This window comes from Amphritea atlantica (genome assembly GCF_900111095.1).
In the GTDB taxonomy this organism is placed as follows: domain Bacteria; phylum Pseudomonadota; class Gammaproteobacteria; order Pseudomonadales; family Balneatricaceae; genus Amphritea; species Amphritea atlantica.
This window is the reverse complement of sequence record NZ_FOGB01000001.1, coordinates 525,548-551,785: the sequence shown is the minus strand read 5'-3', so window position 1 is coordinate 551,785 and position 26,238 is coordinate 525,548. Positions and strand designations below refer to the sequence as shown.

23 protein-coding genes and 1 pseudogene are annotated in these 26,238 nt (G+C 48.1%); 16 read left to right on the top strand and 8 right to left on the bottom strand.

Going from position 1 to position 26,238, the window contains the following annotated elements:
• The first annotated feature begins 51 nt into the window (after positions 1-51).
• The 5 genes from BMY09_RS02490 to BMY09_RS02470 all read left to right on the top strand — a co-directional run bounded on the left by BMY09_RS02490 (position 52) and on the right by BMY09_RS02470 (position 4,170).
• A complete protein-coding gene (locus BMY09_RS02490) occupies positions 52-840 on the top strand; it encodes a putative hydro-lyase (protein WP_091353442.1) in 789 nt (262 codons plus the stop codon).
• Positions 841-854: 14 nt separating this feature from the next.
• Positions 855-1,586, top strand: coding sequence for a 5-oxoprolinase subunit PxpA (locus BMY09_RS02485; RefSeq protein WP_091353439.1), 732 nt, complete (start codon positions 855-857; stop codon positions 1,584-1,586).
• Positions 1,586-2,296 carry a 5-oxoprolinase subunit PxpB gene (gene pxpB / locus BMY09_RS02480; RefSeq protein ID WP_245756481.1) on the top strand — a complete coding sequence of 237 codons (711 nt, stop codon included), beginning with the start codon at positions 1,586-1,588 and terminating at the stop codon, positions 2,294-2,296. Before BMY09_RS02485 ends, pxpB begins: the two co-directional genes overlap by 1 nt.
• Entirely contained in the window at positions 2,293-3,231 is a 939-nt protein-coding gene (locus tag BMY09_RS02475) for a 5-oxoprolinase subunit C family protein (protein WP_091353436.1), read from the top strand. Before pxpB ends, BMY09_RS02475 begins: the two co-directional genes overlap by 4 nt.
• Positions 3,232-3,315: 84 nt before the next feature.
• The gene (locus BMY09_RS02470) at positions 3,316-4,170 is read left to right on the top strand and encodes a DUF4392 domain-containing protein (protein WP_091353435.1); all 855 of its coding nucleotides are present in this window, start codon (positions 3,316-3,318) and stop codon (positions 4,168-4,170) included.
• 130 nt (positions 4,171-4,300) lie between these two features.
• Here BMY09_RS02470 and BMY09_RS02465 read toward each other — a convergent pair whose 3' ends face one another.
• On the bottom strand, positions 4,301-5,350 hold the full coding sequence (locus tag BMY09_RS02465) for a PLP-dependent cysteine synthase family protein (RefSeq protein ID WP_091353432.1): 1,050 nt from the start codon (positions 5,348-5,350) through the stop codon (positions 4,301-4,303).
• A gap of 139 nt (positions 5,351-5,489) precedes the next feature.
• Between BMY09_RS02465 and BMY09_RS02460 the strand changes: the two genes are divergently transcribed.
• From BMY09_RS02460 to BMY09_RS02450, 3 genes are all read left to right on the top strand, one after another.
• Positions 5,490-5,951, top strand: coding sequence for an Lrp/AsnC family transcriptional regulator (locus tag BMY09_RS02460; protein WP_091353431.1), 462 nt, complete (start codon positions 5,490-5,492; stop codon positions 5,949-5,951).
• A 97-nt stretch (positions 5,952-6,048) separates the two neighbouring features.
• Complete coding sequence (locus tag BMY09_RS02455) at positions 6,049-6,933, top strand: LysR family transcriptional regulator (RefSeq protein ID WP_091353429.1); 885 nt, start codon at positions 6,049-6,051, stop codon at positions 6,931-6,933.
• A gap of 390 nt (positions 6,934-7,323) precedes the next feature.
• Complete coding sequence (locus tag BMY09_RS02450; RefSeq protein ID WP_091353427.1) at positions 7,324-8,187, top strand: aminotransferase class IV; 864 nt, start codon at positions 7,324-7,326, stop codon at positions 8,185-8,187.
• A 63-nt stretch (positions 8,188-8,250) separates the two neighbouring features.
• Here the strand turns inward: BMY09_RS02450 and BMY09_RS02445 are convergent, their stop codons facing one another.
• The 4 genes from BMY09_RS02445 to BMY09_RS02430 all read right to left on the bottom strand — a co-directional run bounded on the left by BMY09_RS02445 (position 8,251) and on the right by BMY09_RS02430 (position 10,957).
• On the bottom strand, positions 8,251-8,763 hold the full coding sequence (locus BMY09_RS02445) for an AAA family ATPase (protein WP_091353424.1): 513 nt from the start codon (positions 8,761-8,763) through the stop codon (positions 8,251-8,253).
• Entirely contained in the window at positions 8,763-9,422 is a 660-nt protein-coding gene (gene pnuC, locus BMY09_RS02440) for a nicotinamide riboside transporter PnuC (protein WP_091353422.1), read from the bottom strand. Before pnuC ends, BMY09_RS02445 begins: the two co-directional genes overlap by 1 nt.
• A 151-nt stretch (positions 9,423-9,573) precedes the next feature.
• On the bottom strand, positions 9,574-10,626 hold the full coding sequence (locus BMY09_RS02435; protein WP_091353419.1) for an alkene reductase: 1,053 nt from the start codon (positions 10,624-10,626) through the stop codon (positions 9,574-9,576).
• A gap of 25 nt (positions 10,627-10,651) precedes the next feature.
• Positions 10,652-10,957 carry an ArsR/SmtB family transcription factor gene (locus BMY09_RS02430; RefSeq protein WP_091353417.1) on the bottom strand — a complete coding sequence of 102 codons (306 nt, stop codon included), beginning with the start codon at positions 10,955-10,957 and terminating at the stop codon, positions 10,652-10,654.
• A 428-nt stretch (positions 10,958-11,385) separates the two neighbouring features.
• On the opposite strand from BMY09_RS02430, the gene BMY09_RS02425 reads away from it, so the two are divergent.
• Positions 11,386-16,011 carry a hypothetical protein gene (locus tag BMY09_RS02425; RefSeq protein WP_091353414.1) on the top strand — a complete coding sequence of 1,542 codons (4,626 nt, stop codon included), beginning with the start codon at positions 11,386-11,388 and terminating at the stop codon, positions 16,009-16,011.
• 4 nt (positions 16,012-16,015) lie between these two features.
• Complete coding sequence (locus BMY09_RS02420) at positions 16,016-18,202, top strand: hypothetical protein (protein ID WP_091353412.1); 2,187 nt, start codon at positions 16,016-16,018, stop codon at positions 18,200-18,202.
• Here the strand turns inward: BMY09_RS02420 and BMY09_RS22305 are convergent.
• Positions 18,199-18,411 (bottom strand): annotated as a pseudogene (locus BMY09_RS22305) (hypothetical protein); the annotation flags it as partial. The gene BMY09_RS02420 and the pseudogene BMY09_RS22305 overlap by 4 nt on opposite strands.
• Positions 18,412-18,683: 272 nt before the next feature.
• On the opposite strand from BMY09_RS22305, the gene BMY09_RS02415 reads away from it, so the two are divergent.
• The 6 genes from BMY09_RS02415 to BMY09_RS02390 all read left to right on the top strand — a co-directional run bounded on the left by BMY09_RS02415 (position 18,684) and on the right by BMY09_RS02390 (position 24,194).
• Positions 18,684-19,304, top strand: a complete 621-nt coding sequence (locus tag BMY09_RS02415) for a class I SAM-dependent methyltransferase (RefSeq protein ID WP_091353409.1) — start codon at positions 18,684-18,686, stop codon at positions 19,302-19,304.
• 127 nt (positions 19,305-19,431) lie between these two features.
• Complete coding sequence (locus tag BMY09_RS02410; protein ID WP_091353407.1) at positions 19,432-20,136, top strand: P-loop NTPase family protein; 705 nt, start codon at positions 19,432-19,434, stop codon at positions 20,134-20,136.
• 129 nt (positions 20,137-20,265) lie between these two features.
• Positions 20,266-21,495 (top strand): DEAD/DEAH box helicase, encoded by a 1,230-nt coding sequence (locus tag BMY09_RS02405; protein WP_091353404.1) that lies wholly within the window; start codon positions 20,266-20,268, stop codon positions 21,493-21,495.
• A 10-nt stretch (positions 21,496-21,505) separates the two neighbouring features.
• The gene (locus BMY09_RS02400; RefSeq protein WP_091353401.1) at positions 21,506-22,423 is read left to right on the top strand and encodes a glutaminase; all 918 of its coding nucleotides are present in this window, start codon (positions 21,506-21,508) and stop codon (positions 22,421-22,423) included.
• Positions 22,424-22,631: 208 nt separating this feature from the next.
• Positions 22,632-23,561: a hypothetical protein gene (locus BMY09_RS02395; RefSeq protein WP_091353398.1), complete on the top strand. Its 930-nt coding sequence runs from the start codon at positions 22,632-22,634 to the stop codon at positions 23,559-23,561.
• A gap of 120 nt (positions 23,562-23,681) precedes the next feature.
• Entirely contained in the window at positions 23,682-24,194 is a 513-nt protein-coding gene (locus tag BMY09_RS02390; RefSeq protein ID WP_091353396.1) for an RNA methyltransferase, read from the top strand.
• A gap of 17 nt (positions 24,195-24,211) precedes the next feature.
• Here BMY09_RS02390 and BMY09_RS02385 read toward each other — a convergent pair whose 3' ends face one another.
• Complete coding sequence (locus BMY09_RS02385; protein WP_091353394.1) at positions 24,212-25,255, bottom strand: GGDEF domain-containing protein; 1,044 nt, start codon at positions 25,253-25,255, stop codon at positions 24,212-24,214.
• 108 nt (positions 25,256-25,363) lie between these two features.
• On the bottom strand, positions 25,364-26,218 hold the full coding sequence (locus BMY09_RS02380; RefSeq protein WP_091353391.1) for an EamA family transporter: 855 nt from the start codon (positions 26,216-26,218) through the stop codon (positions 25,364-25,366).
• Between the last annotated feature and the right edge of the window lie 20 nt (positions 26,219-26,238).

Below are 26,238 nucleotides of genomic sequence, written 5' to 3'. Positions count from 1 at the left end.
AGAAAGATTACAAGATCGCCGCATTGCGGCCCGCAGACTAAGGCTTAACCGATGAACAAAGAGATGACACCTTTTGAAATCCGCCAGCAGATTCGCAGCGGTGAGTTTACCGGCAATACATCCGGATATGGTCAGGGTTTCGTTCAGGGAAACCTGGCGATCATGCCGAAAGACTGGGCGAATGATTTTCTGCAGTTCTGCCAAAAAAACCCGAAACCCTGCCCGATTGTTGGCATGTCCAGCCAGCCTGGCGAGTTCATGCTGCCCGACCTGGGACAGGATATCGATATCCGTAGCGATGTTCCCAAATACCGTATTTACAAAAACGGAGTCCTCACCGAGGAAGTTGCCGACCTCAAGCCCTACTGGCGCGATGATCTGGTCACCTTTGTACTGGGTTGCTCTTTCTCTTTTGAAGAAGCGCTGCTCGCTGACGGACTGGAAGTGCGCAATATCACCGAAGGTGTCAATGTACCGATGTACCGCACCAATATTGAGTGTAAAAGTGCCGGCCGTTTCAGTGGCACCACAGTAGTCAGCATGCGCCCGATGAAGGCTGCCGATGCGATCCGCGCGGTTCAGATCTGCACCCGCTTTCCCTCGGTGCATGGCGCTCCGCTACATCTGGGCGATCCATCCCAGATCGGTATTCGTGATATCAACACGCCGGACTTCGGAGATGCGGTCACCATTAAAGCGGGAGAACTGCCGGTATTCTGGGCTTGCGGTGTCACACCTCAGGTCGCGATTGAACAGGCTAAACCCGAGTTCTGTATCACCCACAGTCCCGGCCATATGCTGATCACCGATCTGCCTAACAGCCGACTGGCTGTGCTGTAAAAGGAGAACTGAATATGTCATTACGTCTTAACTGTGACCTGGGTGAAAGCTTCGGCTCGTGGAAAATGGGTTTGGATGAAGCGGTGATGCCGCATATCGATCAGGCTAACATTGCCTGTGGTTTTCATGCGGGCGACCCTCTGGTGTTGCAAAAAACCCTGACTCTGGCAAAACAGAACAGTGTCACCATCGGTGCCCATCCAGGTTATCCCGACCTGGTAGGCTTTGGTCGACGCAGCCTAAAAGCTTCAGCTGATGAACTCAAAGCGATGGTGCACTATCAGATTGCGGCCATTGATGGCATGGCTCAGACTCAGGGGCTTACGCTGACCTACGTCAAACCCCATGGCGCCATGTACAACGATATGATGGCCGACGCAGCTGTCCGCGCTACCATTATGCAGGCGGTGTCTGACTATCACCGTCCTCTGGTGCTGATGCTGCAAAGCACCCCCCAGTCAGCCCAACATCAGCAGGAAGCCGACAGTATCGGCCTTGAACTCTGGTTTGAGATCTTTGCTGATCGCTGTTATGACGATGATGGCAAGCTGCTGACCCGATCAAAGCCCGGTGCAGTACATAGCAAAGAGAAAATGCTCGCACAGGTTAAACAGCTGCAGGAACAGGGCACGGTTACCACGGTTAGCGGCCACACCCTGACGTTGCAAGCCGATACACTGTGTGTCCATGGAGATAATATGGACGGGGTCAACGCCATCCAGGAAATTCGCAGGTTGATCAGCTAATGAATACCGAAACAAACAGCATTCGGGTTGAAATTGCCGGGGAAAACGCTCTGATCATCTACTTCGGTGACAAAACCGATCCCAGGGTTTCCTCTCAGGTGCAACAGGCAGTGACCATTCTCGAAACGGAACTGAATGGCAAACTGATCGATATGGTGCCCTCTTACGCTTCCCTGCTGGTGATCTACGATCAGTTGGCTACCGACCATCTGGAGGTACGCCGCTGTATTCGTGAACTACTGAGCAAGCTGGACAACAGTGAAAGCAGCGAAGGTAACTTAGTTATTTTGCCCGCCTATTACAGCACCGAATCAGGCCCCGACCTGGAAGCACTGGCGCAGCGGGCAGACCTCAGCATAGAGGAGGTCATTAAAATTCACAGCGAGATGGAATACCGGGTATACGCGATCGGTTTTGCCCCCGGTTTTGCCTACCTTGGCGAAGTGGATGCACGTATTGCTGCGCCCCGGCTGGCAACACCACGAACCAAAGTACCGCGGGGAGCCATCGCGATAGCTGATCGTCAGACAGCGGTTTATCCGGCCGTATCCCCCGGCGGCTGGAATCTTATCGGCCTGTGCCCCACCCGGATGTTTGATCCAAAAGCGGAGCCAACCATGCCGGTACAGGTGGGTGACCGGGTACGGTTTAATCCGATCAGCCGGGAAGAGTTTTTCGCCCAGGGTGGTGAATTGGGAGAGATCAGATGAGCGGTTTTAAAGTAGTACAACCCGGCCTGATGACTCTGATTCAGGATGCCGGACGCTTTGGCCATCACCGTATCGGCCTGACCACCGGAGGTCCTCTGGATGCACTGGCATTCAAATGGGCTAACCGTTTGGTTGATAATCCAGTGAACACCACAGCGCTTGAGATCAGTTTTGGTGGCCTGGTGCTGCTGGCAGAAACCGATGCACAGATCGTTCTGGCAGGCGCGCAGATGCCCCTGAAGATCAACGGTGTTGAGCAGGATCGCTGGCATGCGCACCGGATTAAAGCCGGGGACAAGATCGAAGTTGGCTTTTCAGCCCAGGGTGCCCGCGCTTATCTGGCCGTCAGCGGCGGCTTTCAGGTCGAGCATAGTTTTTCCAGCAGCGCGACCGTCACCCGGGAGGGGATCGGCGGCTTCACCGGAGAGAAACTAAAGCAGGGAGACTACCTGAACTGCAAACCACCCATGAAGCACAAAGGTTATCGCCTGCCTGAAACTCACCGTCCGGACTACAGCGATAATGTAACTTTGCGGGTCATTACCGGCTATCAGCAACAGGCCTTCAGCGACTATCAGAAACGACTGTTCTTCAGCAGTGAATACAAAGTCACCGACCGGGCTGACCGTATGGGTTACCGACTGGCGGGGCCTGAAGTAAAGCCCGCACTTGACGGTATTCTATCGGAAGGTATCTGCCACGGTGCAATCCAGATCCCCGCCGATGGCCAGCCAATCGTACTGCTGAATGATCGCCAGACCATTGGCGGTTATCCGAAGATCGGTTCAATGATCGCGCTGGATACTGCCCGTATGGCCCAGATGCTCCCCGGTTCACGGATATCATTTGATGAGATCAGCATCGATGATGCCCATAACCTGCACTGTCTGGCCCATATACGGTTTAACAATACCGAGCCGGAACCCGTTGATTAATTCCGGTCGATAACGGTCACATTTTATCTCCGGTCACAGTAACACACCGGATAACGTACAGAATCGAAACAGAGAGAACACTCGATGTCACAACATTCGATCAATGAAAACGTTCTGAGCAAGCAGGTAGAAGACCTGTTGGTTGCACGCAACCTGCGCGGAATGAAAACCGTCCAGCCAGCACTTTCCAGCGGCTACTATCTGCGAGCGGCACGCACCCTCTATAAGTGTAAAGGCCATGTCCTGATCGGCACCGGATTCCCGGTGGTGGATACCTTTGAAACCGATGGTCCTCTGGGGGCCATTGCACTCTACGATGCGCTGGAAAAACTCGGCGCTACGCCGGTGATTGTCTGCGGTCCACCGGTCTCTCAGGCGCTGATGGAAAAATATCGTGTCCACGAAATCCGTGTTGGTGAGCATCAGGAGCGTACCCTTGAAGCGTTCAAGGCTCTGTATAACTACAACCCTGATGCAGTACTGTCGATTGAACGCCCGGGACAGGCTGAAGATGGTGGTTATTACAATATGCGCGGTGAAAGCATCAGCGCCCGCACCGCCTGTTTCGACACCTTTGTTAACAACGCAAAATGCCCAACCATCGGTATTGGCGATGGTGGCAACGAGATCGGCATGGGCAACATCACCGAAGCGATTAAGGGGCTGGATATCACACCGGCAGCGACCCGTGTTGATGAGCTACTGATCGCCGATGTGTCCAACTGGGGCGCCTACGGTCTGATCACTTTCTTCAGCCTGTGGAGCGGCCGTGACCTGCTGGGTGAAATTGATCCGCTGGCGATCATTGAATATCTGTCAAAACTGGGCAGTGTCGATGGTGTCACCCGCATCAACCAACTAACAGAAGATGGCCTGCCGCTGGAAGAGGGCGACAGTGTGATCGCCGGACTCAGGGCGCTGATCGGCTATACAAACTAACTTTTCAAAACACCCCTGGACTGTAGGAGCGGCGTCCAGCCGCGATTCTGGTTATCGCCCCTGAAAGGGGCTCCTACACACAGGAGCGTGTGTCCAGACACGATAGATCAAACTGTATTCAAGCCTGAATCTATCTCCCCCCTAACACCCCTTTCAGCTGTAACTGATACTCAGAGATATCGCCCAGCGTTTCTGCAACCCAGGCCGGATCATAGTAACTATCAAGATAGCGCTCGCCACCATCACAGATCAGGGTGACCAGTGCCCCCTGCTCTCCCCGCTGATGCATCTCGGCCGCCAGCGTCAGCATACCCCAGAGATTAGTGCCGGTAGAGGCTCCCACTTTGCGACCACAGAGATGTTCCAGCCAGAGCATCGCCGCGACCGACGCGCCATCAGGAACCCTCATCATCCGGTCAATCACCGTTGGTTGAAACGATTCCTCTGCCCGGGGGCGACCGATCCCTTCGATACGGCTTCCCTGGCTAATCTCCAGACTGCGATCACCGGTCTGCCAGACATCATAGAAAACCGAATTTTCAGGATCTACCGCAACCAGCGTGGTGTTAAACCCCTTATAGCGAATATAGCGCCCCAGGGTGGCGGTGGTACCACCGGTACCGGCACTCATCACAATCGCTGTCGGTACCGGATGTGATTCCAGTTTCATCTGCCGGAAGATACTCTCGGCTATATTACTGTTGCCACGCCAGTCGGTGGCCCGCTCAGCAAAACGGAACTGATCCATAAAATGGCCATTGCACTCAGCGGCAAGCACCACCGCCGCTTCATGCATCTGCGTGGGACAATCGACAAAGTGGCACCGGCCACCATAGAACTCAACCTGTCTGATTTTTGCTTTGGCCGTTTTACGAGGCATGACTGCGACAAAGGGTACACCGATCATACGGGCGAAATACGCCTCCGACACGGCAGTACTGCCAGATGATGCCTCAATCACGGTCGTGCCCTGATTGATCTGACCATTGCATAATGCGTAGAGAAACAGGGAGCGGGCCAACCGATGTTTGAGACTTCCGGTAGGATGACTGCTTTCATCTTTCAGGTAGAGATCGATCCCCGCCAGTGCGGGGAGCTCCAGTTTAATCAGATGGGTGTCGGCTGAGCGCTGTGCATCAGCCTGAATTCTTGCCACTGCCTGTTCGGTCCAGACGCTCATGAAAGCCTCTCTTTTAATCAACAATTAATGGAGACAGTATACGTGGGCAGGCAGAGATATTTTTTGCTTTCTGCTGGATAAAAAAGAGAATTTATAGAATAATTTTATCTATAACTTGCAAAAATAAGATAATTTTTCCATGGATTCGATAGATAATAAGATTCTCAATCTGCTACAACAGGATATTACCCTGCCGGTAGCGGAAATAGCTGAACGGGTTAACCTTTCGACAACCCCCTGCTGGAAGCGCATCAAACGCCTGGAAGAGAACGGCGTCATCAAAGCCCGGGTGGCCCTGCTCGACAGCGCCAAAGTAGGCGCAGGGGTCTCCGTATTTGTCCATATAAAAACCCAGCAACATGAAGAGCAGTGGTTAACGCGCTTTGCGCACTCAATAAGCCGGTTCGATGAAGTGATGGAGTGCTACCGGATGGCCGGAGAGTGGGACTATCTGCTGCGGGTAGCGACCCGGGATATCGAATCCTTCGACCGTTTCTATAAAAAGCTGATCAGTGAAGTCGATGGCCTGACCGATGTTACCTCGAGTTTTGCGATGGAAGAGATCAAATTTTCCACCCGGCTGCCACTGTCCAACTGCTAACCGGTGAAACCCTGTCGAAGCCTGCAACAAAATCCAGGCTTCTATGTAAAACGCTGCTCCTATATAGTGACACCAATATCTGCTGAGCCCTGCAACTATGCGTCTGAGAAACCTTAACACCTTTGTCAAAGTAGCCCGCCTGGGAAGTTTTCATGCCGCAGCCCAGCAGCTGCATGCCACTCAACCGGCGATCTCAGCCCGAATCCATGCCCTGGAAGAGGAACTGGGAGCACAGCTGTTTATCCGGGATAAGAGTGGCACCCGGCTCTCCGCCCGGGGCGTTCAGCTTCTGCCTTACGCAGAGAAACTTCTGGCAATCAGTCAGGAGATGAAACAGCAGATCTGCGATGAAAACCCACAGAAGGGAACCCTGCGGATCGGTATCACAGACACGCTGGCACACCTCTATCTGGCCCCCCTTTTACAGCACTGGCAGCAACAACACCCGCTGATGTCATTCGAGCTGATCAGCGATGTCACGCTGACGCTGATGCGTCAGCTACAGGAGCACGAACTCGATCTGGCGCTGATGGTTGCGGGGCACAGCAACCTGCCAGAACTGGTGACAGAACCGCTGTGCAGCTATCCTCAGCACTGGGTTGCGACCCCTCAGAGGCTGGCTGATAACCCGGTCAGTAGCATCGCCGAGCTGGGACGCTCCCCGATCCTCAGTTTTCCCCGGGACACCCGCCCCTGGGATTACCTCCAGCAACTGTTCCGGCCGCTGGAGGAAACACCGGTATTTCATACCTGCAGTTCGGTGGCAAACCTGTTGACTCTCACGCTTGAAGGGGCAGGCGTAGCACTGCTGCCCGAACCGGTGCTCCGTACTCATCTGCAGCAGGGACGACTGACAATATTCAGCCCCGGTCCCCAACCGCCGGAACTGGCATTTTGCGCCTGCTGGCGACTGGATGATGACAGAATTCTGCCCCAGCTATTGGCTAAAAGTGGCCGGGAAATCATTATCAGGCGCACATAAGAGCAGGATGGAGAGGTAACCCACCCCATATTAACCGCAGGATTTATCGCTAAAAATAGAGAAATATCAATATTAAACCCTGAAATTCATACTATATCAGATTATTATTCTTATCTTTTTCCAGCTATTGCAACTATTCCACTTTTCTAAGAAACTGCGATCAACTCAAAAAGTAAGATTGTCGTTAATTATCAGCCCATAGCCATAAGCCCGGCCTGGTTAACGGCACAATCTCATGACCCGGGAACTGCCCTCAGATCGATTGAGGATTTTTTTTGCGGCCCCCCGTGTTAATTAATTCGGACCCTAGCAATACAACTATACTGTCATTGGTATATCACCTGTGACAGCTTGTCGGCAGGGTCCATAATACGTTTAAGGAAGGTTAATATGAGCATTGCTTACCTGAATGGCGAATACCTGCCACTAGAAGAAGCCCGCATCTCCCCACTGGATCGCGGCTTCCTGTTTGGTGACGGTATCTACGAAGTTATTCCATACTACAACGGTAAATCTGTAGGTCTGATGCCTCATATCAACCGTATGATCAATGGTCTGGCTGCCATTGAGATCAAAAACAACCACACTGCAGACGAGTGGAAAACCCTGCTGGACGATCTGATCGCCAAAAACAGCGATCAGGGCGAAAACCTGGGGGTCTACGTTCACGTTTCCCGTGGCACAGACACTAAGCGTTACCACGCTTACCCGGAAGGTGTAGAACCAACAATTTTCTGCTTTACCTTTGGTATCAAAGACCCTGAACCGGTTGATCGTACCAGGGTGCATCAGTACAGCATGATCTCAACTGAAGATCTGCGCTGGCAGCGTTGTCACATCAAATCGACCGCGCTGCTGGGTAACGTTATCCACTTTCAGGAAGGTTACTCTACCGGCAACGACGAAGCGCTGCTGTACAATGCCAAAGGCGAGTTAACTGAAGGCAGCTCCTGCAACGCTTTCATCGTAAAGGATGGCGTCATCATCACACCGATTCAGGACAACCAGATCCTGCCAGGTATCACCCGTCGCATCATCATCGACAGCATCAAAGCGGACGGCTCTCTGAAAATTGAAGAGCGTACCGTAACCATGGATGAAGTGCGCAACGCAGATGAACTGTGGATCACCTCCTCTTCGAAAGAGATAGCGCCGGTGACTAAACTGGACGGCAAGCCTGTCGGCAACGGTGAAGTTGGCGAAATCTGGGAAAAAGCATTCCAGATTTACACGGCATCTAAGTTTGATTTCTGATTCAGTCAGATAACGTTTAAAAACGCACCCCGGTGCGTTTTTTTATGCCTGTAAGCACGTGATTTACTGACCGATAAGACGCCTGACAGCCACTTCCGCATTGACCAACCGCTGCTCACCCCTGCCTTCAACTATTTCAAAGGGACGATTGAGCCGCTGAATCTCCAACAGATGACGCTCATAGAGCCGCTCCCGGTCATCCGGGTTTTGCCGCAGGGGATCTGGTTCCCAGGGCAGATCAGGTTTACATACCAGATACACATGGGATGACTCCTGAGCGATCCCGGCACTGATAATCGGTGGACAGCAACCAAACACCTCTTCAGCCCAGATCTTATAGTTGATCAGATCCGTATCAAAAATCCCCAGCGGAGTAGCGCAACTCACTTCACGCTGCTGATATTGCTGATGCATCACACTCAAACGGCTCAGCAACCCAAGATCATACGCCGGGCCATGCTGCTCAAGATAATAACGAGCATACTCAAGGGCAAAGGGCAGATTCAACAGTCTGGCCAGATGTTCAGTCAGCGTGCTTTTACCGGACGACTCCGCCCCCGTTATCACAATCCGCACTAACTATTTCCAGCGACAGCAAGCGCGAACCGTTGCGACCTCTGCCATTGAATCCAGCCATAGATCCCCAGTCCCAAAAAGATGGCGTATTGAAATGAATAGATCGGCGCTGCTTTAATCCAGTAGATGTAGATACCCAGCACATTCACAATGCACCAGCCGACCCAGTTTTCCATCCGTTTACGGGCCTGAAGAAACTGAGCAAAAAAACTTAACACGGTGGTCACTGAATCCAGCCATAACAGCGAAGGCTGGGGGATCCAGCTAACCTTTTCAGCCAGCAGAGAGATACTCAGCCCCCACCCGAGAATAGCAAGTACAACGATAACAACCAGTAACTGTTGCTGTCTCTGCGATAACCATTGTGGCACAAACGCCCCCTGCTCTACTGCAGCCCCTCGTTTGATCCACACCATCCAGCAGTACAGCTGAATGGGAATATAGGAAAGATAGAGGATGCCATCAGACACCAGTTGCCATTCGGTTATCGCCAGCCAGGCGGAGATAGACGCCCAGAGAATACCCAGCGGCCAGCCGAGAATATTTTGCCGTGCAATCAGAACCACCCCAAGAATGGCACTGACAGTGGCAATAATCTCCAGAGGAGTACTGCCAAACAGTTGCAGCCACTGGATTGAAGCCAGAATATTATTTTCCATAACGCTGTTTTATCTTTTCGGTGAGACAGAAAGTGACACTATTTTAACCGGAGCACACTATACCCCAGGTCGGGGTACAATAGGACAGTCAGTTACCCGCCTGACAGCAAAACGCCTGCACATAGCAGGCGTTTTCACTACGACTGACCTGTTAGCCAAGCGCGGGATAATCGGTATACCCCTCAGCCCCCGGACCGTAGAACAGTTCGAAACGAGGTGGATTCAGTTCAGCATCCTGTTGCAGTCGTGTTGGCAGATCAGGGTTAGCAATAAAGGGAATCCCAAATGCAACGGCATCCGCTTTACCTTCCGCCAGCCACTGATTCGCCTGCGCTTTGGTGAACTTCTCATTAGCGATCACCGGGCCACCAAACAACTGCTTTAAATAGGGCGTCAGACTGTCGTCACCCTCCATCTCGCGGGTTGAGATAAATGCGATACCCCGCTTACCCAGTTCAGAGGCGACATAACCAAAGGTCTCCCGTGGATTAGAGTCGCCCATATCGTGGGCATCCATCCGGGGAGCCAGATGTACAGCAACCCGATCTTTACCCCAGACACCAATACAGGCGTCGGTCACCTCCAGCATCAGACGGGCACGGTTTTCCAGCGAGCCTCCATACTCATCATCACGCAGATTCGTTTTATCCTGCAGAAACTGGTCCAGCAGATAGCCGTTGGCACCGTGAATATGTACACCATCAAAACCTGCAGCCCTGGCATTAACCGCGCCCTGACGGTAGGCTTCGACAATCTCTTTGATCTCATCCAGGGCCAGTGCCCGGGGCTCAACATACGCTTTTTTGGGGCGCACCAGGCTAACATTGCCTTCGGGTTTTACTGCACTGGGGGCAACGGGCAGTTCACCGTTCAGGTACACAGGATCAGAGATACGGCCGACATGCCATAACTGAAGAAAGATCAGACCTCCGGCCTGGTGTACCGCATCGGTTACCTGTTTCCAGCCCTCCACCTGTTCATCAGACCAGATGCCGGGGGTATCAGGATAACCGACTCCCATCGGCGTGACGGAGGTTGCTTCAGTCAGAATCAGACCCGCACTACTTCGCTGAGCATAATATTTTGCCATTAACCCATTTGGCACCCGGCCTTCATCAGCCCGGCAACGGGTTAAAGGCGCCATGACAATACGGTTTTTCAGGGTAAGATCACCCAGGGTCAGAGAATCAAATAGGGTTGGCATCGGTACCTCCTGTTAATGCTTGCGCTTATAGTTGCTCGTTCAAGCGGGTGAGAAATTGCTGAATCACCGCTTCATTGCGCGTGAAAAAATTCCACTGCCCTACTTTCTTGCTGCTGATAAAACCAGCACGTTGCAGGGTTGCCAGATGGGCTGAAATAGTAGACTGAGACAAGCCGGCCTTCTGATCGATCATACCGGCACAGACACCAAAACTCAGAGGGTGCTGCTGATCTGCAAAGAACCGTTCGGGTTGCTTCAGCCAGTTCAATATATCCCTGCGAACCGGGTGTGACAGGGCTTTGATCATTTCATCGAGTTCAGCAGAGCTCATCTGATTCCTTGTTACTGTTTTATGATTAACATAATTAGCGGCTATATTTATCAATTGTGATAAGGCGAAACATATATCGCATAGATACGATATACAACCATTATATTTCACCCGTCGATTAACTCACCTGATGATGTAAGTTGAGATTGAGATTCGATCTCACACATATTTACATTGCTGAAAAGCTGGTATGACAAGTGATATAACGAGAATCCAGGCAACAACCGTAATAGTCGTTTTAGAATTAAGGTGAGATATTAACTTATAAATCAATACTATTGACACTTAATAAAGCCGACACTATATTTACATTTGGGCTGGGCGATCCTGAGCGACGTGCAGATCAGTTTATTAAGCATATTTGATTAAATGAATAATTTTTTCCACGAGAAAAATCGTGAGGCATAGCTATGCCTGGGAGAAATGGAATGGTTCTTAAAAAGAAGACGACCAGCTTGGCTGACGTGTACCTAAAACCACTGAATGAGTCGATATCCTTTGTCAAAAGTGTGAGTTCAGGGACAGGTCTAGGTAAGAGTTGGTCTGCGATCTTTGCTGCGCTTGAGTTCGTCAAATCCAAAACAGAGAAAGGGGATGAAACACCTCACATCTTTTTCTATACAGCCCCCCAACATAACCAGATTTCGTTTGATGACAGAATAGTCAAAAAGCTTCAGGACGCTGGATGCGATGTGGTTAAGGTCAGGCCGATATCGGCAATGGCACTGTCTAACATTGAGCAGGAGATGAACTCCTATGATATCGCTAAGGACTTGATCAAGACGCCTACAGATAAGCTAAACAACCTTTATAACGACCTGATTAAAATTTGCACAACCATAGATCGTGCCATAGACCGTAGCGACTCAACTAACCCTATTGATTTGGCATTAAAACTTAAAACGATTCGGTACCAAATTGGCCGAATAGAGCAAGAGCAGGGTAAAGGATCAAAGTTCCAGGCTGATGAAGATAGCCCTAAATCAAATATTTCTGATGATATCGATGAAGATCTGACTTTCATTAAAGAGCAGGAAAATGAAGAAGAGGCTAATCGATCAAAAGATCGCATCGTTAAAGCGATGGAAAAGATTACGTCATCTCTGGTTCTCCTAACTAAACATTCTTATACCAATGAGCCTTTTCGAAAGAGTCTAAAGGAAAATCTATCTGATCAGTCTTATAAGAAGTTCCGTGAAGTTAGCTCATCTTTCCATCCATTCTTACATATTCAGACATCAGACAGTCGTTTCTTTATCTTGGCCATGACGATTAAAAAGTTCATGACTAAGCACAGTGTTTTGGCCCCTAGAATTATGAAGACAAAAAACATAATTCGATGGGGCAACAGGCCTGTCGATATACGTGAGATTGTGTCTGATCGAAGTTCAATAAACACTAAAGCAGCTGAAATATTCGATAATGCTAGTGATACGAATACTGTTGTTAGTCATACAGATAACGTTCTTTCGAAAATCTTCTGTGCTAACTACACCTTCTTTATTGATGAATCAGATGCATCTAAGGAGGTAATCTCGAAAGAATTATCACGGAATGTAGAAGATGCAGAGCTGATCCAAGCGATAGGAGCATTCAGTAAAGAGGTGGGTGATGTGCTTCTAAATGAGTCACACACCTTCTTGTCACAGCTGGTCGAAAGACAGCCTGAGCGCTCGCTGGTGGATATTTTCAGAGACATCTATAACGACGACTCAGTGCCTCGTATGCTTTCAAAAGAGGCTCTTCTAAAAGCCAGGGGCAAGATATACCAGTCATTGATCAACTGTGAGTGGAAACATCTTAATGGTGAAAGTGATCCTTCTGAGATCATGGAAAAAATTAATAGCTTCCTGAAAAACGCACTCACAGCTCCGTACTGTACTGTAGAACAGTCAGTTGATGCCCAGGTTTTCAATACGACAGCGGCTTTTGGTGGGGAAATGTATGGCTTCACAGGCTCAAAAAACATCGATAATTTTATCGTTGTAAGCATGGGCAATTCATTCAGAATTACTGAAGCTGATCGTGCGAAAGATATTCCTTTCCCTTCTCTTCCTCTTTCCTACTTCATGCTGCTGATTTCAGAGTGTTATTTGTATTTTCGACTGATACTTAAAGGTATTGGGGGAGAGTCCAGTGATATTAATCAATCACTCAGCTTCAATGAATGTATTGCAGAAAATGATAAGACCAAATTCCAAAAGCTGATGAACAAGTACTACAGTGAATCGGCTCCTTTCTCAGGGGTGGGTGCGCCATTCCGCCAGGATGGAAACAGTGACCTTCCCCTGCATACAGATGCTGCTAAAGCATCCATTAGGATTACTCATCGAATCACCAATGATTTATTCTCCGAAGCATTCTCTGATGGTAAAGAGATTGCGGCCCTGGTTAACGATGATGTGAAATCCTTTTCTTCAGCTGTGTCTACGCCAATTGATATGGATTTCAGCTATAAGAAAGGTCACACGATCTATGGCATGGTTCAGATTGAAAACAGCAACTATCCCATTAAGAACGGTCTTCATCACGTCGCTTTTCCAACGTCCTTCAGGTCTCAATCAGCAGAGAAATACCTGGTTGATCTTGTGGACAACGAAAAGAGAATCAACGGCATTTTCGTAATGAGTGCAACAGGTGGCTTCGAGAACAACCATATCTCAGCTTTTTCTCTGGTGGCACTTAGAAAGCTTTTAGAAGGAACGAAGGCCGTTTTTGTTGAAATGAGCAAGGAAGATTACTTGCTTACTAACATCAAGCAGAACGAAAGGGCTGAGTTTAAGAACATTAATTCTCAGCTCCTAATTGAGTTGGATGAGCCAAGCTTCAGAAAATCCCTGATGTCAGAGATCGGCTATCTAATTAAAAAAATCCGTTCTGATAGTATTGATTCTATAAGCTCAAATATTGCCCAGCTCGCTGCTATGAACAAGCACAAGCATAAAGAGTTGGATAATGTCATGATTGCCATAAGTAAGGCATTGGAGAATGACTCACAGTCTCCTACCTTCGCTCTGGCCCTGGCTCAAACGCATAAGAACGTACTGAGAGCCTTAACGTATGCTGCTCAAATCCACTCAGTCAGTGTAAATGGCAGTCCCTACTTCATCACTCCCTATCTTAATCATCGGCCCTCCACCGACAACACAGATCAAGCCACAGGCTATGGGGTATTTCAAATTACAAACCACGCTAACAATGCGAACCGCTGGGGGGTAAGTAGTCCATTTAATAAGGAGCACGGAACATCAAATACGATTGTCGTATGTTATTCATCTCCTTTTGAAAAAGCTCTGAAGAAGATTCTCAAGACCGCCATATACAATCCACACTCAGATGAGTACAAGCTGAAGAAGCTATTATTACCGAATAGCAGGCCTCAAGACCCTGTAAAAGAGGCAAGCTCACCGAACTTTAATCCTATGGATTACTTGCTCTCAAGTGCTCATGGGAACAATGTCATCATCGTCAGTGCTTATGTCTCCGCTGCCAGGGGGATAAACTTAATTGTGGACAAAGTTGCACCTCCAAAAGCTAAGATCTCCAGTAAAGATGATCCTCAGGGGCACATGTTCGCACATGGGAACGAGCAACAAACCTCCTCGAAAGAGTTGAAGCTTGAACCAAAAGATCTGGATCATTTATACATTTGCGCAGCTCCATTCTATTCAGAGGTTAACCAGCCTATCGTTGAGGACTCATTAAATCGCGTACAAGCGCAAAAGCGCTATTTCACTGAATGCGATCTCTATTATTACTATATCGAGTATCTTGCACGTAAAGGGCATGATAATCCTGAAGAGCTGTTTATGAGTGACCAGGTAGACCTGGCCACACGGAACACAGATCAGGAGGCATTTGAGTATTTTGATGAGCAGCACCACCTTTCTATCTTCAGTACGCTCCAACAAGGTATTGGTCGTATAGAGCGTACCAATGCATCCCAATCTCAGAACATCTATCTTTGTCCTGAAGCATATGATGTCCTTAAAGATGGTATTACAGCAGTTATCAGCAATCTTAATGATGAAGAGATTGACCGTGTCGTTGGAAGCATGTCCTATGCAAATGGCACCCTGGCAAACTCCATCATTGATCAGATTGATTATCATTCTGAAGACTCAAGCGAATCATCAGAGCAAACTAGCAAGAAATCACCAGAGCACAGAATCTTTGATAATGGTAAGTCTATAATGCTACAAGCTCATCAGGATCTCAGAAATCCAAGTGAATCCACTTACAAGCCAGAAACTGTTAGCAAACTGATTGATTTCTATGAAGTGTTCAGGTCTGAACTTCCTTGGACTGAAGGCGCAGAATCTTATTTAGTTGAGCTGAAAGAAGCATTGGTTAAATTGCCTGAGCCTATCCAGGATCAAATGGCAAAATTCATTCTCACGCTCTTTGTTAAGAGTCCTGTAGAGATTCATGACTTTGAACCAAAGAATTTTAACCAAAAAATCTCTAAAAAACGTCTAATTGGACTGCTTGAACATGCTGCTGACTTTGAACAGTCATTGTCTATTAAAAGCCAGAACCTGCAAAATCCTTATGTAACAAGAGTGCCAGATGGATTTATGTATCCATGCTCTTGGTTTATTCCTGACTTGGCAGGTAACTATGGCGAATATGTACTGAAATCAGTGATCGAGATTCTTTCCAGGAATCCTGAAAATAAGCATTTGAATCGTAAGAATTCAGACCAGGCCAGGGCCTGTTATGAATGGGCCGATAACTTCATTGTTCAAGGCAATAAAGTTCTGGCTCTGGATGCCAAACATTATGCCTCTATTGGCTATCATATGATTCGAACACCTGAAGATGCCAAACGTAACGAAGTACTCCTATACAAACTGGCAAGCCATCTTAAAACGATAGAGTCCGTATTTGAGGGTTACGATGTTCACCTGATAGCTATTAATACAGTTGATCGGAGTGATTCTAACGTAGGCCTTAAAGCCACCACTCAAAGCAAGAACTTGTTTCTATTATCTGCACTGGATAAGCCACAAACTATTGCGGCTTACCTAGCTGATCACTTTGCGGGGATGTAAAGCAATGTCTAAGTCATACTTTCAAAATAACATTGCCATTCAAGATGTAGGTAACTTCAACGCCAATCTGATTGATTGGCTTATTGAGAATTCTACTAGCCTTAACCTTTTGGTACTGCCAGTTTCAGTGCCTTGTAGTGATTATAAGACTGCTACAGCCTTGTTAAAGGCCAAGGTACAGGATGAGATCCGTAGCATGAGTGAAAACACTCAAGATTTAGTTTCAAACATTGGGTGTGTTTCGTTTTTTATCAATGATGGAAAAGCTCATGGGATTAGCATCACCTTCGGCAATAACTTCATCTCAGAAGATAAACTGCCAACTTACCATAGGCGTTTAAATTCATTTAAAAGAGCTATCCCACAACGTTGTAACGAGCTGACATTCAGATTCAGCTTACCTCTTCTTAGGATGTGCCTAGCTGTTTATGGGATACGTCATGAACTGACAAGCATTAAGGCATCAGATCTGGATGAGTATGCTCTTCTCAGTTTTGCCAGAGAAAAACTATATTACTCTTGGGATAAGACCCTTTTTAAGGTTGAGCTGGCACAAGTCCAGGATTCTGATAATCAAATTGTGCTGTATGTTCGTAACCCACAAACATCGTTAGATGCAAAAAAGCGATTAGAATCTCTGAGATTCTCAAATGCTGAAACAGGATTAACCTGGTTCGATACAACCGATCTAAAACTGAAAAGCTTCAAGGACTCCAAAAAACTACCTTACAAGCACTACCTTGGATTAGCGTTGTCCCAAGACCCTAGCAAGATTCAAGAAAATGTAGCGAAGCAATTAAATACCCGCATGATCAATGAAGTTATGTGGAATGGCCTTCTTGAAGCCCTGCTGAAAGACGCAGGTATCGCCTTTAGACGGGAAAGGTTTGAGAACTACAAAGAAATTGCTATCAAGTCAGAATATCAGCAATCACGTTCTTTGACCCAATACCCATTGGGAATGGATCTTTCAGAGATCGTTTTAAACAATAATGTCATTGAAATTTGTTACACAGTTGATACGTCTCTCCAGAATCAGCGCGAATATATTGGCGATTTTTTGAGGGAGAACCTTGCCAGCTTCTTTGATGGCAGCCCTTATGGATTCGGGTTAAAGGAATTCGAATACGGGACATGCTTCAGCCACCTAGATCTTGTTATTGGTGTAATGCCTGATGAAGACCATTATTGGAAATCATCTTCCAATGATGATGGTCTTGATGATTATGGTCGCTTCAAGAAAGAATCTCTCAGAAAAGGATCACCTTCATCTGTTCAATTCTTATCGCATACAGCCATAGCTGGTAGTGGGCATGAGCTTGTTAGAGTTGTAATTGAGAATTTAGCAAAGCGTTGGATCTGCCAGGACACCTTTAGTCGGAAAATTGAAGCAGAAGGTGTTCAATGTGATAAAGAAATAGAGCTTCTTGTTATGGGATCTTTAAGCTGGAAGCATAAAGGTCAAACGAAGTCTCCTACATCAAACTTCTCTATGATGCTCTATAAGATAGCACTCAAAGATGAGATGACGTTTAGTCGTCCAGAGATAATTTTTGATGACAAATTCATAAAGGCAAAAGTGGGCGGTATCGTACCTTACTTAATGCGTTATTCAGAACATTCAAGTTATGCTGGGACTCTTACATCTGCTCTCTCTTCTGCTCCTGCTTTGGCGAACGTAATCCACACCATAGATAATGACTTCAGGCTGAGTGATACGCTGTATTTGTTCCATATGGAAGGAGGGCAAATTCAAAAGGTCTTTAGTATTAACAATACAGCTATCTGTCTTATCCCTGACATGCAATATGTTTCATCTGCAACGAATACTTTTAAAGAACAGTTGACTGCATGGTTAACTGAAGGTCGGATGACAAGAAACGAATCAATTTCTTATGTCGGGGAAAACAAGAAATCGAAAAGTGATGCTGAATACCAGGGGCGATTGGCAGGCAATACATATTACCTTACCCGTAAGTCATATAGTGAGAATCAAAAAGCTAATAGGCATCTGGTTAAGAAAATAAGCAAAATTTTTGATGCCGACCAAAAAGAGAATCTTTCATTTACAGAGGCTGATGCCGCCTTGTTTGATGCTGGTCTTATGTCAGATCTGGCGGGTGCATACAAAGATTCAGGGGTTAAGAAAACTATCTACGAAAAGATAATTTCTTTAGGCATCTCTGATTAGATTGGTTTGTAGTGGTCAACTAAAACTAGCCACAGTTCATAAGTTTTCCAATATGCCTTTTCTGCTCGATCTGGCGACCTCATTCCGTTAAATGAGTGCGGTCTGATCGGACTGTAATACCCAACAATGTAGTCGATGATCGAACGTTTCGCTTCGGTAAAACTGCGATAGCCTGTATCAGGTACCCATTCCGTTTTTAGACTGCGAAATGGCCCCATGTTCCGCAGCAAAATAGAGATCAGTATTGGAGAAATTGTTACCCGTGATAACTTTATCTTTGCTGACCTTTTGCCTGTAGAACCAAACGGCCAGGGCGGTTAATGGATGGTGCAATCGGTGTATTAATACCGGTAGAAATAGTCCATAGTAACCCTGACAGAATCTGGCGGAGCGCGCGTGTAGAAAAAGTTTTTTTCTTCGGCGATCAACTCAATAATCACTCTGATAATTATCATTAGCACTCAGTTTCATGAAGAAAAACATGACTCCCAAAGAGATTGGCCAGGCTTACAACGGCATCACTCATCTGTGGCAAAGCGATAAGTTCAACCGTACAAATGGTATTGCCCAACATGAGCGGGCGATTGCCTTCACGCAACAGCAGCGAACAGCGTTAGATGTGGGTTGCGGCTGTACCGGTAGATTTATCGATCTGCTGCTGGAAAAAGGCTTCGCAATTGAAGGCGTGGATATCTCAGATGAGATGATCAGGCTGGCCCGACAACGCCATCCGCAGATCCGCTTTCACCATCAGGATATCTGTCAGTGGGTGCTGCCGCAAAGCTATGATTTTATCACCGCCTGGGACAGCATCTGGCACGTTCCTCTTGAACAACAGGAAGCGCTCCTGAGCAAACTGTTTAATGGCCTTAACCCCGGAGGCGTGTGTATTTTTTCCTGCGGTGCCACCGATAATCCTGACGAGAATACCGATAGTTTTATGGGGCCTGAAGTTTATTACTCCACCTTAGGCATCCCCGGATTCCTGAAAGTGATTGACGCCTCAGATTGTATCTGCCGCCACCTGGAGTTTGACCAGCACCCCGAATTGCATGCGTACTTTATTGTCCAGAAACCGGAAAAGGCAGCCTGCACGCCCTGATTTAGTGCAACGTCAACGTTTTTAGCAGAAAAAAAACAACTATCAATACAATAGGTTGAAATACATTTTTCATTAGCGCATTTTATACTGCAGGTTTTCACAAACGATCATTACAGGTAAACAATTCATGAGTATGATTCACTTTGTCGGTGGCGAAAAAGGTGGGGTTGGCAAATCGGTACTGTCGCGCCTGCTATCACAATATTTTCTGGATAACGCCATGCCCTATATTGGCCTGGATGCAGATCAGTCCCACCCGACCCTGAGTCGCTACTACCAGGATTATACCCGCCCCATCAACCTGGATCACTTTGAAAGTATTGACCAGATCATGGAGCTGGCGCTAGAGAACGATTGCAATATTCTAATCGACCTGCCGGCACAAAGTGAGCGTTTCCTCGATCGCTGGATTGAGGAAAACGGTGTCATCGAGATGTGTGAAGAGATGGGTATCAAGCTGGCATACTGGTATGCCGTCGACAGCGGGCCCGATTCAGTCAAACTGCTGGATAACTTTCTTACGAAATATAATGATCAGTTTACCGTTCTGGTCGCTAAGAATCAGGGCCGAGGCAGCGACTTCTCCAATATTGAAGCGCTGCCCCAGCTGCAGAACTCAGACCGGGAGAGCATGCCGCTCTACCAGTTCTATATCCCCGCTCTGCACACCTCCACCATGCAGAAGATCGAAAAACTTGGACTGAGTTTCTGGGCAGCAGCGAACCTGAAAGACAGCGAAGTCGAACACCTCGGCATTATGGAACGGCAACGAAGTAAAGTCTGGGTGAATAAGGTTCACCAAACCCTGGGGGTTCTGTTCAGCTATCTGTAACTGCTAGCCGGCCAGTGTGACTCCATTCTGGCCTGTTTTTTCCAGCTTTATACTCTGCCCTATTTTTCAGCCGCAAATCGATAACCGATCTGCTAAACTCGCGCCTGTTTAAACGTTAAGGCACAGGTCATGAGTTTCGCATCATTTGGTTTACACCCCGCTCTGCTGCAGGCCGTCGAAGAAAAAGGCTATCACCAGCCCACCCCGATTCAAAAGGAAGCGATTCCCGCTGTTTTAAAACATCAGGATCTGATGGCGGGCGCGCAGACCGGCACCGGGAAAACCGCCGCGTTTGCCCTACCCATTCTGCATGCACTGGGAGACAGGAAGACACCTGCACCGGTGGTTAAAGCGCTGATTCTGACACCCACCCGGGAACTGGCGCAGCAGGTGGGACAGAGCTTCAGGCGCTACGGTCAATATCTGCCACTGCACACTGTGATCGCCTATGGCGGCGTCAGCATCAACCCCCAGCTGGAGGCTATCGAACAGGGGGTTGATATACTGGTGGCAACGCCAGGCCGGCTGATTGATCTGCTCTCCCGCGAGGCAATCGTCCTGAGCCAGTTGGCGTTCTTTGTGCTGGATGAAGCCGACCGGATGCTGGATATGGGTTTTATCGATGATATCAAACGGATTTTGCGCTCAGTACCGGATAGCCGCCAGACACTGCTGTTTTCCGCTACCTTTGATGATGCCATATTCAAACTCAGCCAACAGCTGCTGAACAGCCCGATCCTGATCGAAGTAGACGAGCGTAATACCGCCGCCAGCCAGGTTAAACAGATCGCCTATGAGGTGGATAAACAGCGTAAACGTGAGATCACCTCATACCTTATCGGTGCCAATAACTGGCAACAGGTGCTGGTGTTTACCCGCACCAAACAAGGTGCCGATGACCTGGCGAAAGAGATGTGTAAAGACGGTTTAAAAACCGAAGCGATACATGGCGATAAGTCTCAGGGAGCGCGCGAACGGGCGCTTGAAGGATTTAAGAATGGCACCATCCGGGTGTTGGTGGCCACCGATGTCGCATCCCGTGGTTTAGATATTCAACAACTGAAATATGTGATCAACTATGAGCTGCCGCATAATGCTGAAGATTATATCCACCGTATCGGCCGCACCGGCAGAGCGGGCGAAACGGGCTTGGCAATCACATTGTTAAGTGCTGATGAAACATGGTTGCTTGATGAAGTTCATAAAATTCTCGACACTCCGCTGATGCAACAGTGGTTACCCGGATATGAACCCAATCTGGATCAGGATTTCTCCCCGTCGAAGAAGAAGAGCGGTAGTCGGAGAGGATCGAGTCGAACTGGCCGAGGAAAGCAAGCGGGACGTTCACGGCGTCGATAGGAGAATTACGGTGCAAGATATTTTAGATGAGATCGTCGCCACAATCGGCGCGAGTAAAGAACGCGGCAAGGTAGCGGATTATATTCCGCAACTGGCCTGTATTGATCCTAACCAGTTCGCCATTACCGTGGCGCTGGCAGATGGACGGGTATTCAGTTCGGGACACAGCGAACGGCTGTTTTCGATACAGAGTATCTCCAAAGTATTTACCCTGACGATCGCTCTGGGCAAACTCGGTGACGCGGTATGGTCCCGGGTTGGACGTGAACCCTCAGGCGATCCGTTTAATTCCATCGTGCAGCTGGAACATGAAAACGGTAAGCCCCGTAATCCATTTATCAATGCCGGTGCTATTGCTATCGCCGATGCCATTCTGAAGGGTCACCAGCCAAAAGAAACACTGGGCGAGATTCTTCAATTTGTTCGTTTTATTGCGGATGATGACAGTATCGGTATCGATGAAAAAGTGGCGCAGTCAGAACTGGTCACCGGTGATCGAAATGCCTCTCTGGCTCACTTTATGGCATCATTTGGGCGGATGAAGAACCCGGTCGATTGGGTTTTAGGCACCTATTTCCACCACTGCTCCATTGCGATGAATACAGAACAGCTGGCCCGCTCAGGACTGTTTCTTGTCGATAATGGCCGCAACCCGGTGTCCGGAACCCGGGTGGTTTCGGCCCTGCGCGCCCGCCGAATTAACTCGTTGATGCTGATGTGCGGTCACTATGATGGCTCAGGCGAATTCGCCTTCCGGGTAGGTCTGCCCGGCAAGAGTGGTGTTGGCGGTGGTATTTTGGCGATAGCGCCGGGTAAGGCATCGATCGCGGTATGGTCACCGGGTCTGGATGAGGTTGGCAACAGTAAACTGGGCACCGAAGCGCTGGAGAACCTGGTACAGCACACCGGCTGGTCTATTTTTGGCTAGCACTCCTAGCGAAATTATTGACAGTGTTAAAACACTATTTACAGTGCATATTTCACAGAATTGCAGTTGATAACTACACTGAATTAAAACGGTTGTTTGCAATCATGCGCAAACCACTGAAGCCTATCAACTGCAATCCCGCTATTCGATCCCTGAATGAGCTATTGAGCAAAGCTTCAAACAGGGATTGAAAATAAAGAGGTGAAGTATGGCTATAGACTGGAAAGCAATAGCTGATATTTTAAATGCGATCGCATGGCCTTTTGTCGTTGGAACATCATTATTCGCAATGCAAAAACCTCTCTCCACTTTAGTTGAGCAGATGGGTAAACGTATCACTAAGTTATCCTATGGTGATTATGCTATTGAGCTGTCCGCTTTACCTGAAATGACTCCGAGCTCAGTCGCAGATTTCGATGTCAGGCAGCTCACTCCTACTAAGCTTTTCGATAGCGCATCACACGAACTGTTTAAACAGCTGGCGGCTACACAAGATGCCGATTATGCCATTATTGATCTGGGTGAAGGCGATAAATGGCTCTCCTCCCGTTTATATATTTTTGCTCTGATTCTTGGAAGGGTGAGTGACTTAAAGTCTTTTGTATTTGTTGAAACCCGGAATGGAATTAGCAGATGTCTGGTAGGCACGGCAACGCCTTCTGGCATATTCACATCGCTTGCAAAGCATTACCCCTGGTTTGAATCTGCGTTTATCAAACTATATGCCGACATCGCTCCTGATCCTAAAACCTCAGCACAGCCTTTTGAACTGGCTGAACTTGCAGTATCAAACTCCCAGCAGCTATCTGAGTTAATACGAAAATACATTGATGAGATACAACAATCAGCATATCCCCCACCGGAATCAGAAAATGAGTGGGTTTCTTTCGGGGAGCCTGTTCAAATGTGGGAACGGTCACGCTGGTTAAATGGCCAGATGGTTGAAGAATTACTGGGATCGGGACTATCGACAACATCCCTCATTGATTCCCCTGAATATAATACGCAAACAAAAGTGCAGGCCATATTGCGTCTTACGGGTGCGAATAATGTTGTACTGACCGATAATAAAGAGCGCTTCCAGCAACTGATCGACAGATCTGCCCTGCTAGAACAGTTAGCGAAAACAGTTGAGTAAGCAAACTACACTTCACAATCTGTATGAGATCTTTAAAAGGTAAATTTTCACGCATTTTGTTAAACTCCTGCCGAATAAAAGCATAGGATCTCAAAACATCCTGAATCAAAGGACTCTATTGTGTCTGAAACTGGCTCAGCTGCCATCGCCTTGTGCAACCCGAAAAGCCCTTCCAATGTTGGTGCAGTGATGCGCGCAGCGGGTTGCTATGGTGCTTCAGCCATTTATTACACCGGCACCCGGTTTGAGAGAGCCGCTAAGTATCACCTGGATACCCGTAATATCAGCCAGCAGATCCCTCTGAGTTCCATTAATGCATTAACAGAACTGATGGGAGAAAGCCGGAAACTGGTGTGTGTCGAGCTGGCCGAAGGAGCGATACCTCTGCCCGAGTTCACTCACCCTGAGGATGCGCTGTACATCTTTGGTCCGGAAGATGGATCAATTGATCAGTCGGTTGTCGATCTGGCCGATGCAGTGGTCTATGTTCCTACCATCGGTTGCATGAACCTGGCAGCAACCGTCAATGTACTCCTCTATGATCGCATGGCGAAACAAAGCAATGCGATAGACCATAGAGAGCTTATTAAACAGAGTCGTGATGTGAATAACCGGCTGGTATACAAACGCTAGTAGAGATCGTGGAGCTTTTAATCCGTGATCATCTCTACCCGGTTGCGACCATTTTTCTTGGCCTGATAGAGGCCCCGGTCAGCCCGGTCAATCAGATCATTGCGAGCTTCATCGGGTCTCAGCTCTGCAACACCGAACGAGAGTGTTACATGGCCGTAGACTTCATCTGAGTTGGCACGTTTCAAGCGACTCTTACTGATCGCCAATCTAAGCTGATCAGCCACAATTACAGCGCTTTTAAGCGGTGTTTGCGGCAGAATTATGGCAAACTCTTCTCCGCCAAAACGGCAGACAAAGTCCCGCCCCTTGATTGATCTCTTCAACTGTTTAGCCACAAATTGCAGTACTTTATCGCCGACAAGATGACCATAATCGTCGTTGAATTTTTTGAAGTTATCGATATCGCATAACAGTAAAGAGAGCGGTTCACTCTGATCTGTTGCTTCATCAATCTGATGGTCTAAAGCAAAATCAAATGCCCGGCGATTAGAAACGCCAGTCAACGGATCTATATGAGACTCCTCCCGAACCTCATTGATCACCTTACGGATCTCACGAACCTCTTTCAGTACATCGGTAAGCTGAGACCCCAACTGCTGTTGAGTTTCTGCTACTTCCTGAGCATCTTTGATAGCATCTTTAACGGCTGTCAGTGTTAGCTCAGAGTTTGCATCAGCATTCATCAGATCTGCCAGTATGTTTAAGCGACCGGAGTATGCCAATAACTCTCCCCGGGCAAAGCCACACTCATTAACCACACCGGTTAAAATTCCCTGCAGCTCAGCTCTGATAAGCTCCAGCGCCTCTTCATCCTGTATATAAAACTTACGATACAGATCCCATAACGCTTCATTGAGATCTGTATGCTCTGAAGCGAGCACCGCCTTAAACTGATCATTTAAGCTGTGGCTTCTGCCGTCGATAAGATCATAAGCAAGCCGGAAATTAACGGGCGAGCTGGGCAAACGATGCTCCCCTAATACAGACAATGCAAGTCGGAGATTGATAGCAGCCTGATCATAGGAATCATCGGAATAGGGGTTAGGCTTATGTCTAGCCATGGACTGTGCACTTAATCTACCTGGTAATGGTATGACTATACGAAATATCAGATCGCATTTATAGCGGAATTAACGTTTAAATTGCGATTGATATCTGAGCATATAAGCCTATCCCCGATAGATCATGATAATCCCGATAAGAATGATCATTGCCGCCAGAACTCTCTGCTTCCAGGCCCAGCGTTCACGTAAGAAAAGAATCGAGATAACCGACGCGACGATGATTCCGGCATTAGAATATGCCACGACCACGGCAGAGGGCATCTGCTTCATGGCAAACACCACCAGTGCATAAGCCAGACCGATACAAAGTCCTCCGGTGAACATAGCTAAAGGAGAGATCCCTGTTCGGGGCCGCCAGTCTCCTGTCTGGCGGACTAACAGAACCGACAGTGCCAGCCATGAACAGAAGTACCCCACTGAGATGAAGCCGACAATGGCACTAAAACTATTCAGGCTGGACACTGCCGCCTTATCACTCAGCGAATAAACACTGGTGGCCAGCATCGCAGTCATCGCCCAGGGCAAGGCGCGCTTGTCATTGGCAGAACCAGAGCTGAATGCCAGAATGAGCAAGCCTGCGACACTAACGATGATTCCTGCCCATGCCCAGATACCCAGCGTTTCCCCAAAGAGTAAAACACTCCAGATCGCAATCAACAGAGGTGAACTTCTGACCAGAGGGTAGACCAGCGGTACCGGGGCGTGATGATACGCCTGCCTTAGCCCTAAAAAGTAGATCACATTCGCTGACGCTGAGATCAGCAGAAGCAGTGCAAAAGTAAGGTTCCAGTGAACCTCAGTAATCAGCGCCCAGAAACCCCACGGGGCAACCATAATCAGATGAGCCAGCAACACCCACCACAATGGAAATGCCCTGGATGACTGATAGCGCGCGATCAGATTCCAGGTGACATGCATCATCACCGACAGGACAACAGCAATTTCCGGTTCAAGTGTCATTCGCTATCTCAGCTGTCTCT

What these genes read in the sequence shown, in the direction of transcription:
- BMY09_RS02490 (WP_091353442.1), top strand. Translation starts at nt 52, where the DNA reads ATGAACAAAGAGATGACACCTTTTGAAATCCGCCAGCAGATTCGCAGC.
- BMY09_RS02485 (WP_091353439.1), top strand. Translation starts at nt 855, where the DNA reads ATGTCATTACGTCTTAACTGTGACCTGGGTGAAAGCTTCGGCTCGTGG.
- pxpB (WP_245756481.1), top strand. Translation starts at nt 1,586, where the DNA reads ATGAATACCGAAACAAACAGCATTCGGGTTGAAATTGCCGGGGAAAAC.
- BMY09_RS02475 (WP_091353436.1), top strand. Translation starts at nt 2,293, where the DNA reads ATGAGCGGTTTTAAAGTAGTACAACCCGGCCTGATGACTCTGATTCAG.
- BMY09_RS02470 (WP_091353435.1), top strand. Translation starts at nt 3,316, where the DNA reads ATGTCACAACATTCGATCAATGAAAACGTTCTGAGCAAGCAGGTAGAA.
- BMY09_RS02465 (WP_091353432.1), bottom strand. Translation starts at nt 5,350, where the DNA reads ATGAGCGTCTGGACCGAACAGGCAGTGGCAAGAATTCAGGCTGATGCA.
- BMY09_RS02460 (WP_091353431.1), top strand. Translation starts at nt 5,490, where the DNA reads ATGGATTCGATAGATAATAAGATTCTCAATCTGCTACAACAGGATATT.
- BMY09_RS02455 (WP_091353429.1), top strand. Translation starts at nt 6,049, where the DNA reads ATGCGTCTGAGAAACCTTAACACCTTTGTCAAAGTAGCCCGCCTGGGA.
- BMY09_RS02450 (WP_091353427.1), top strand. Translation starts at nt 7,324, where the DNA reads ATGAGCATTGCTTACCTGAATGGCGAATACCTGCCACTAGAAGAAGCC.
- pnuC (WP_091353422.1), bottom strand. Translation starts at nt 9,422, where the DNA reads ATGGAAAATAATATTCTGGCTTCAATCCAGTGGCTGCAACTGTTTGGC.
- BMY09_RS02435 (WP_091353419.1), bottom strand. Translation starts at nt 10,626, where the DNA reads ATGCCAACCCTATTTGATTCTCTGACCCTGGGTGATCTTACCCTGAAA.
- BMY09_RS02430 (WP_091353417.1), bottom strand. Translation starts at nt 10,957, where the DNA reads ATGAGCTCTGCTGAACTCGATGAAATGATCAAAGCCCTGTCACACCCG.
- BMY09_RS02425 (WP_091353414.1), top strand. Translation starts at nt 11,386, where the DNA reads ATGGTTCTTAAAAAGAAGACGACCAGCTTGGCTGACGTGTACCTAAAA.
- BMY09_RS02420 (WP_091353412.1), top strand. Translation starts at nt 16,016, where the DNA reads ATGTCTAAGTCATACTTTCAAAATAACATTGCCATTCAAGATGTAGGT.
- BMY09_RS02415 (WP_091353409.1), top strand. Translation starts at nt 18,684, where the DNA reads ATGACTCCCAAAGAGATTGGCCAGGCTTACAACGGCATCACTCATCTG.
- BMY09_RS02410 (WP_091353407.1), top strand. Translation starts at nt 19,432, where the DNA reads ATGAGTATGATTCACTTTGTCGGTGGCGAAAAAGGTGGGGTTGGCAAA.
- BMY09_RS02405 (WP_091353404.1), top strand. Translation starts at nt 20,266, where the DNA reads ATGAGTTTCGCATCATTTGGTTTACACCCCGCTCTGCTGCAGGCCGTC.
- BMY09_RS02395 (WP_091353398.1), top strand. Translation starts at nt 22,632, where the DNA reads ATGGCTATAGACTGGAAAGCAATAGCTGATATTTTAAATGCGATCGCA.
- BMY09_RS02385 (WP_091353394.1), bottom strand. Translation starts at nt 25,255, where the DNA reads ATGGCTAGACATAAGCCTAACCCCTATTCCGATGATTCCTATGATCAG.
- BMY09_RS02380 (WP_091353391.1), bottom strand. Translation starts at nt 26,218, where the DNA reads ATGACACTTGAACCGGAAATTGCTGTTGTCCTGTCGGTGATGATGCAT.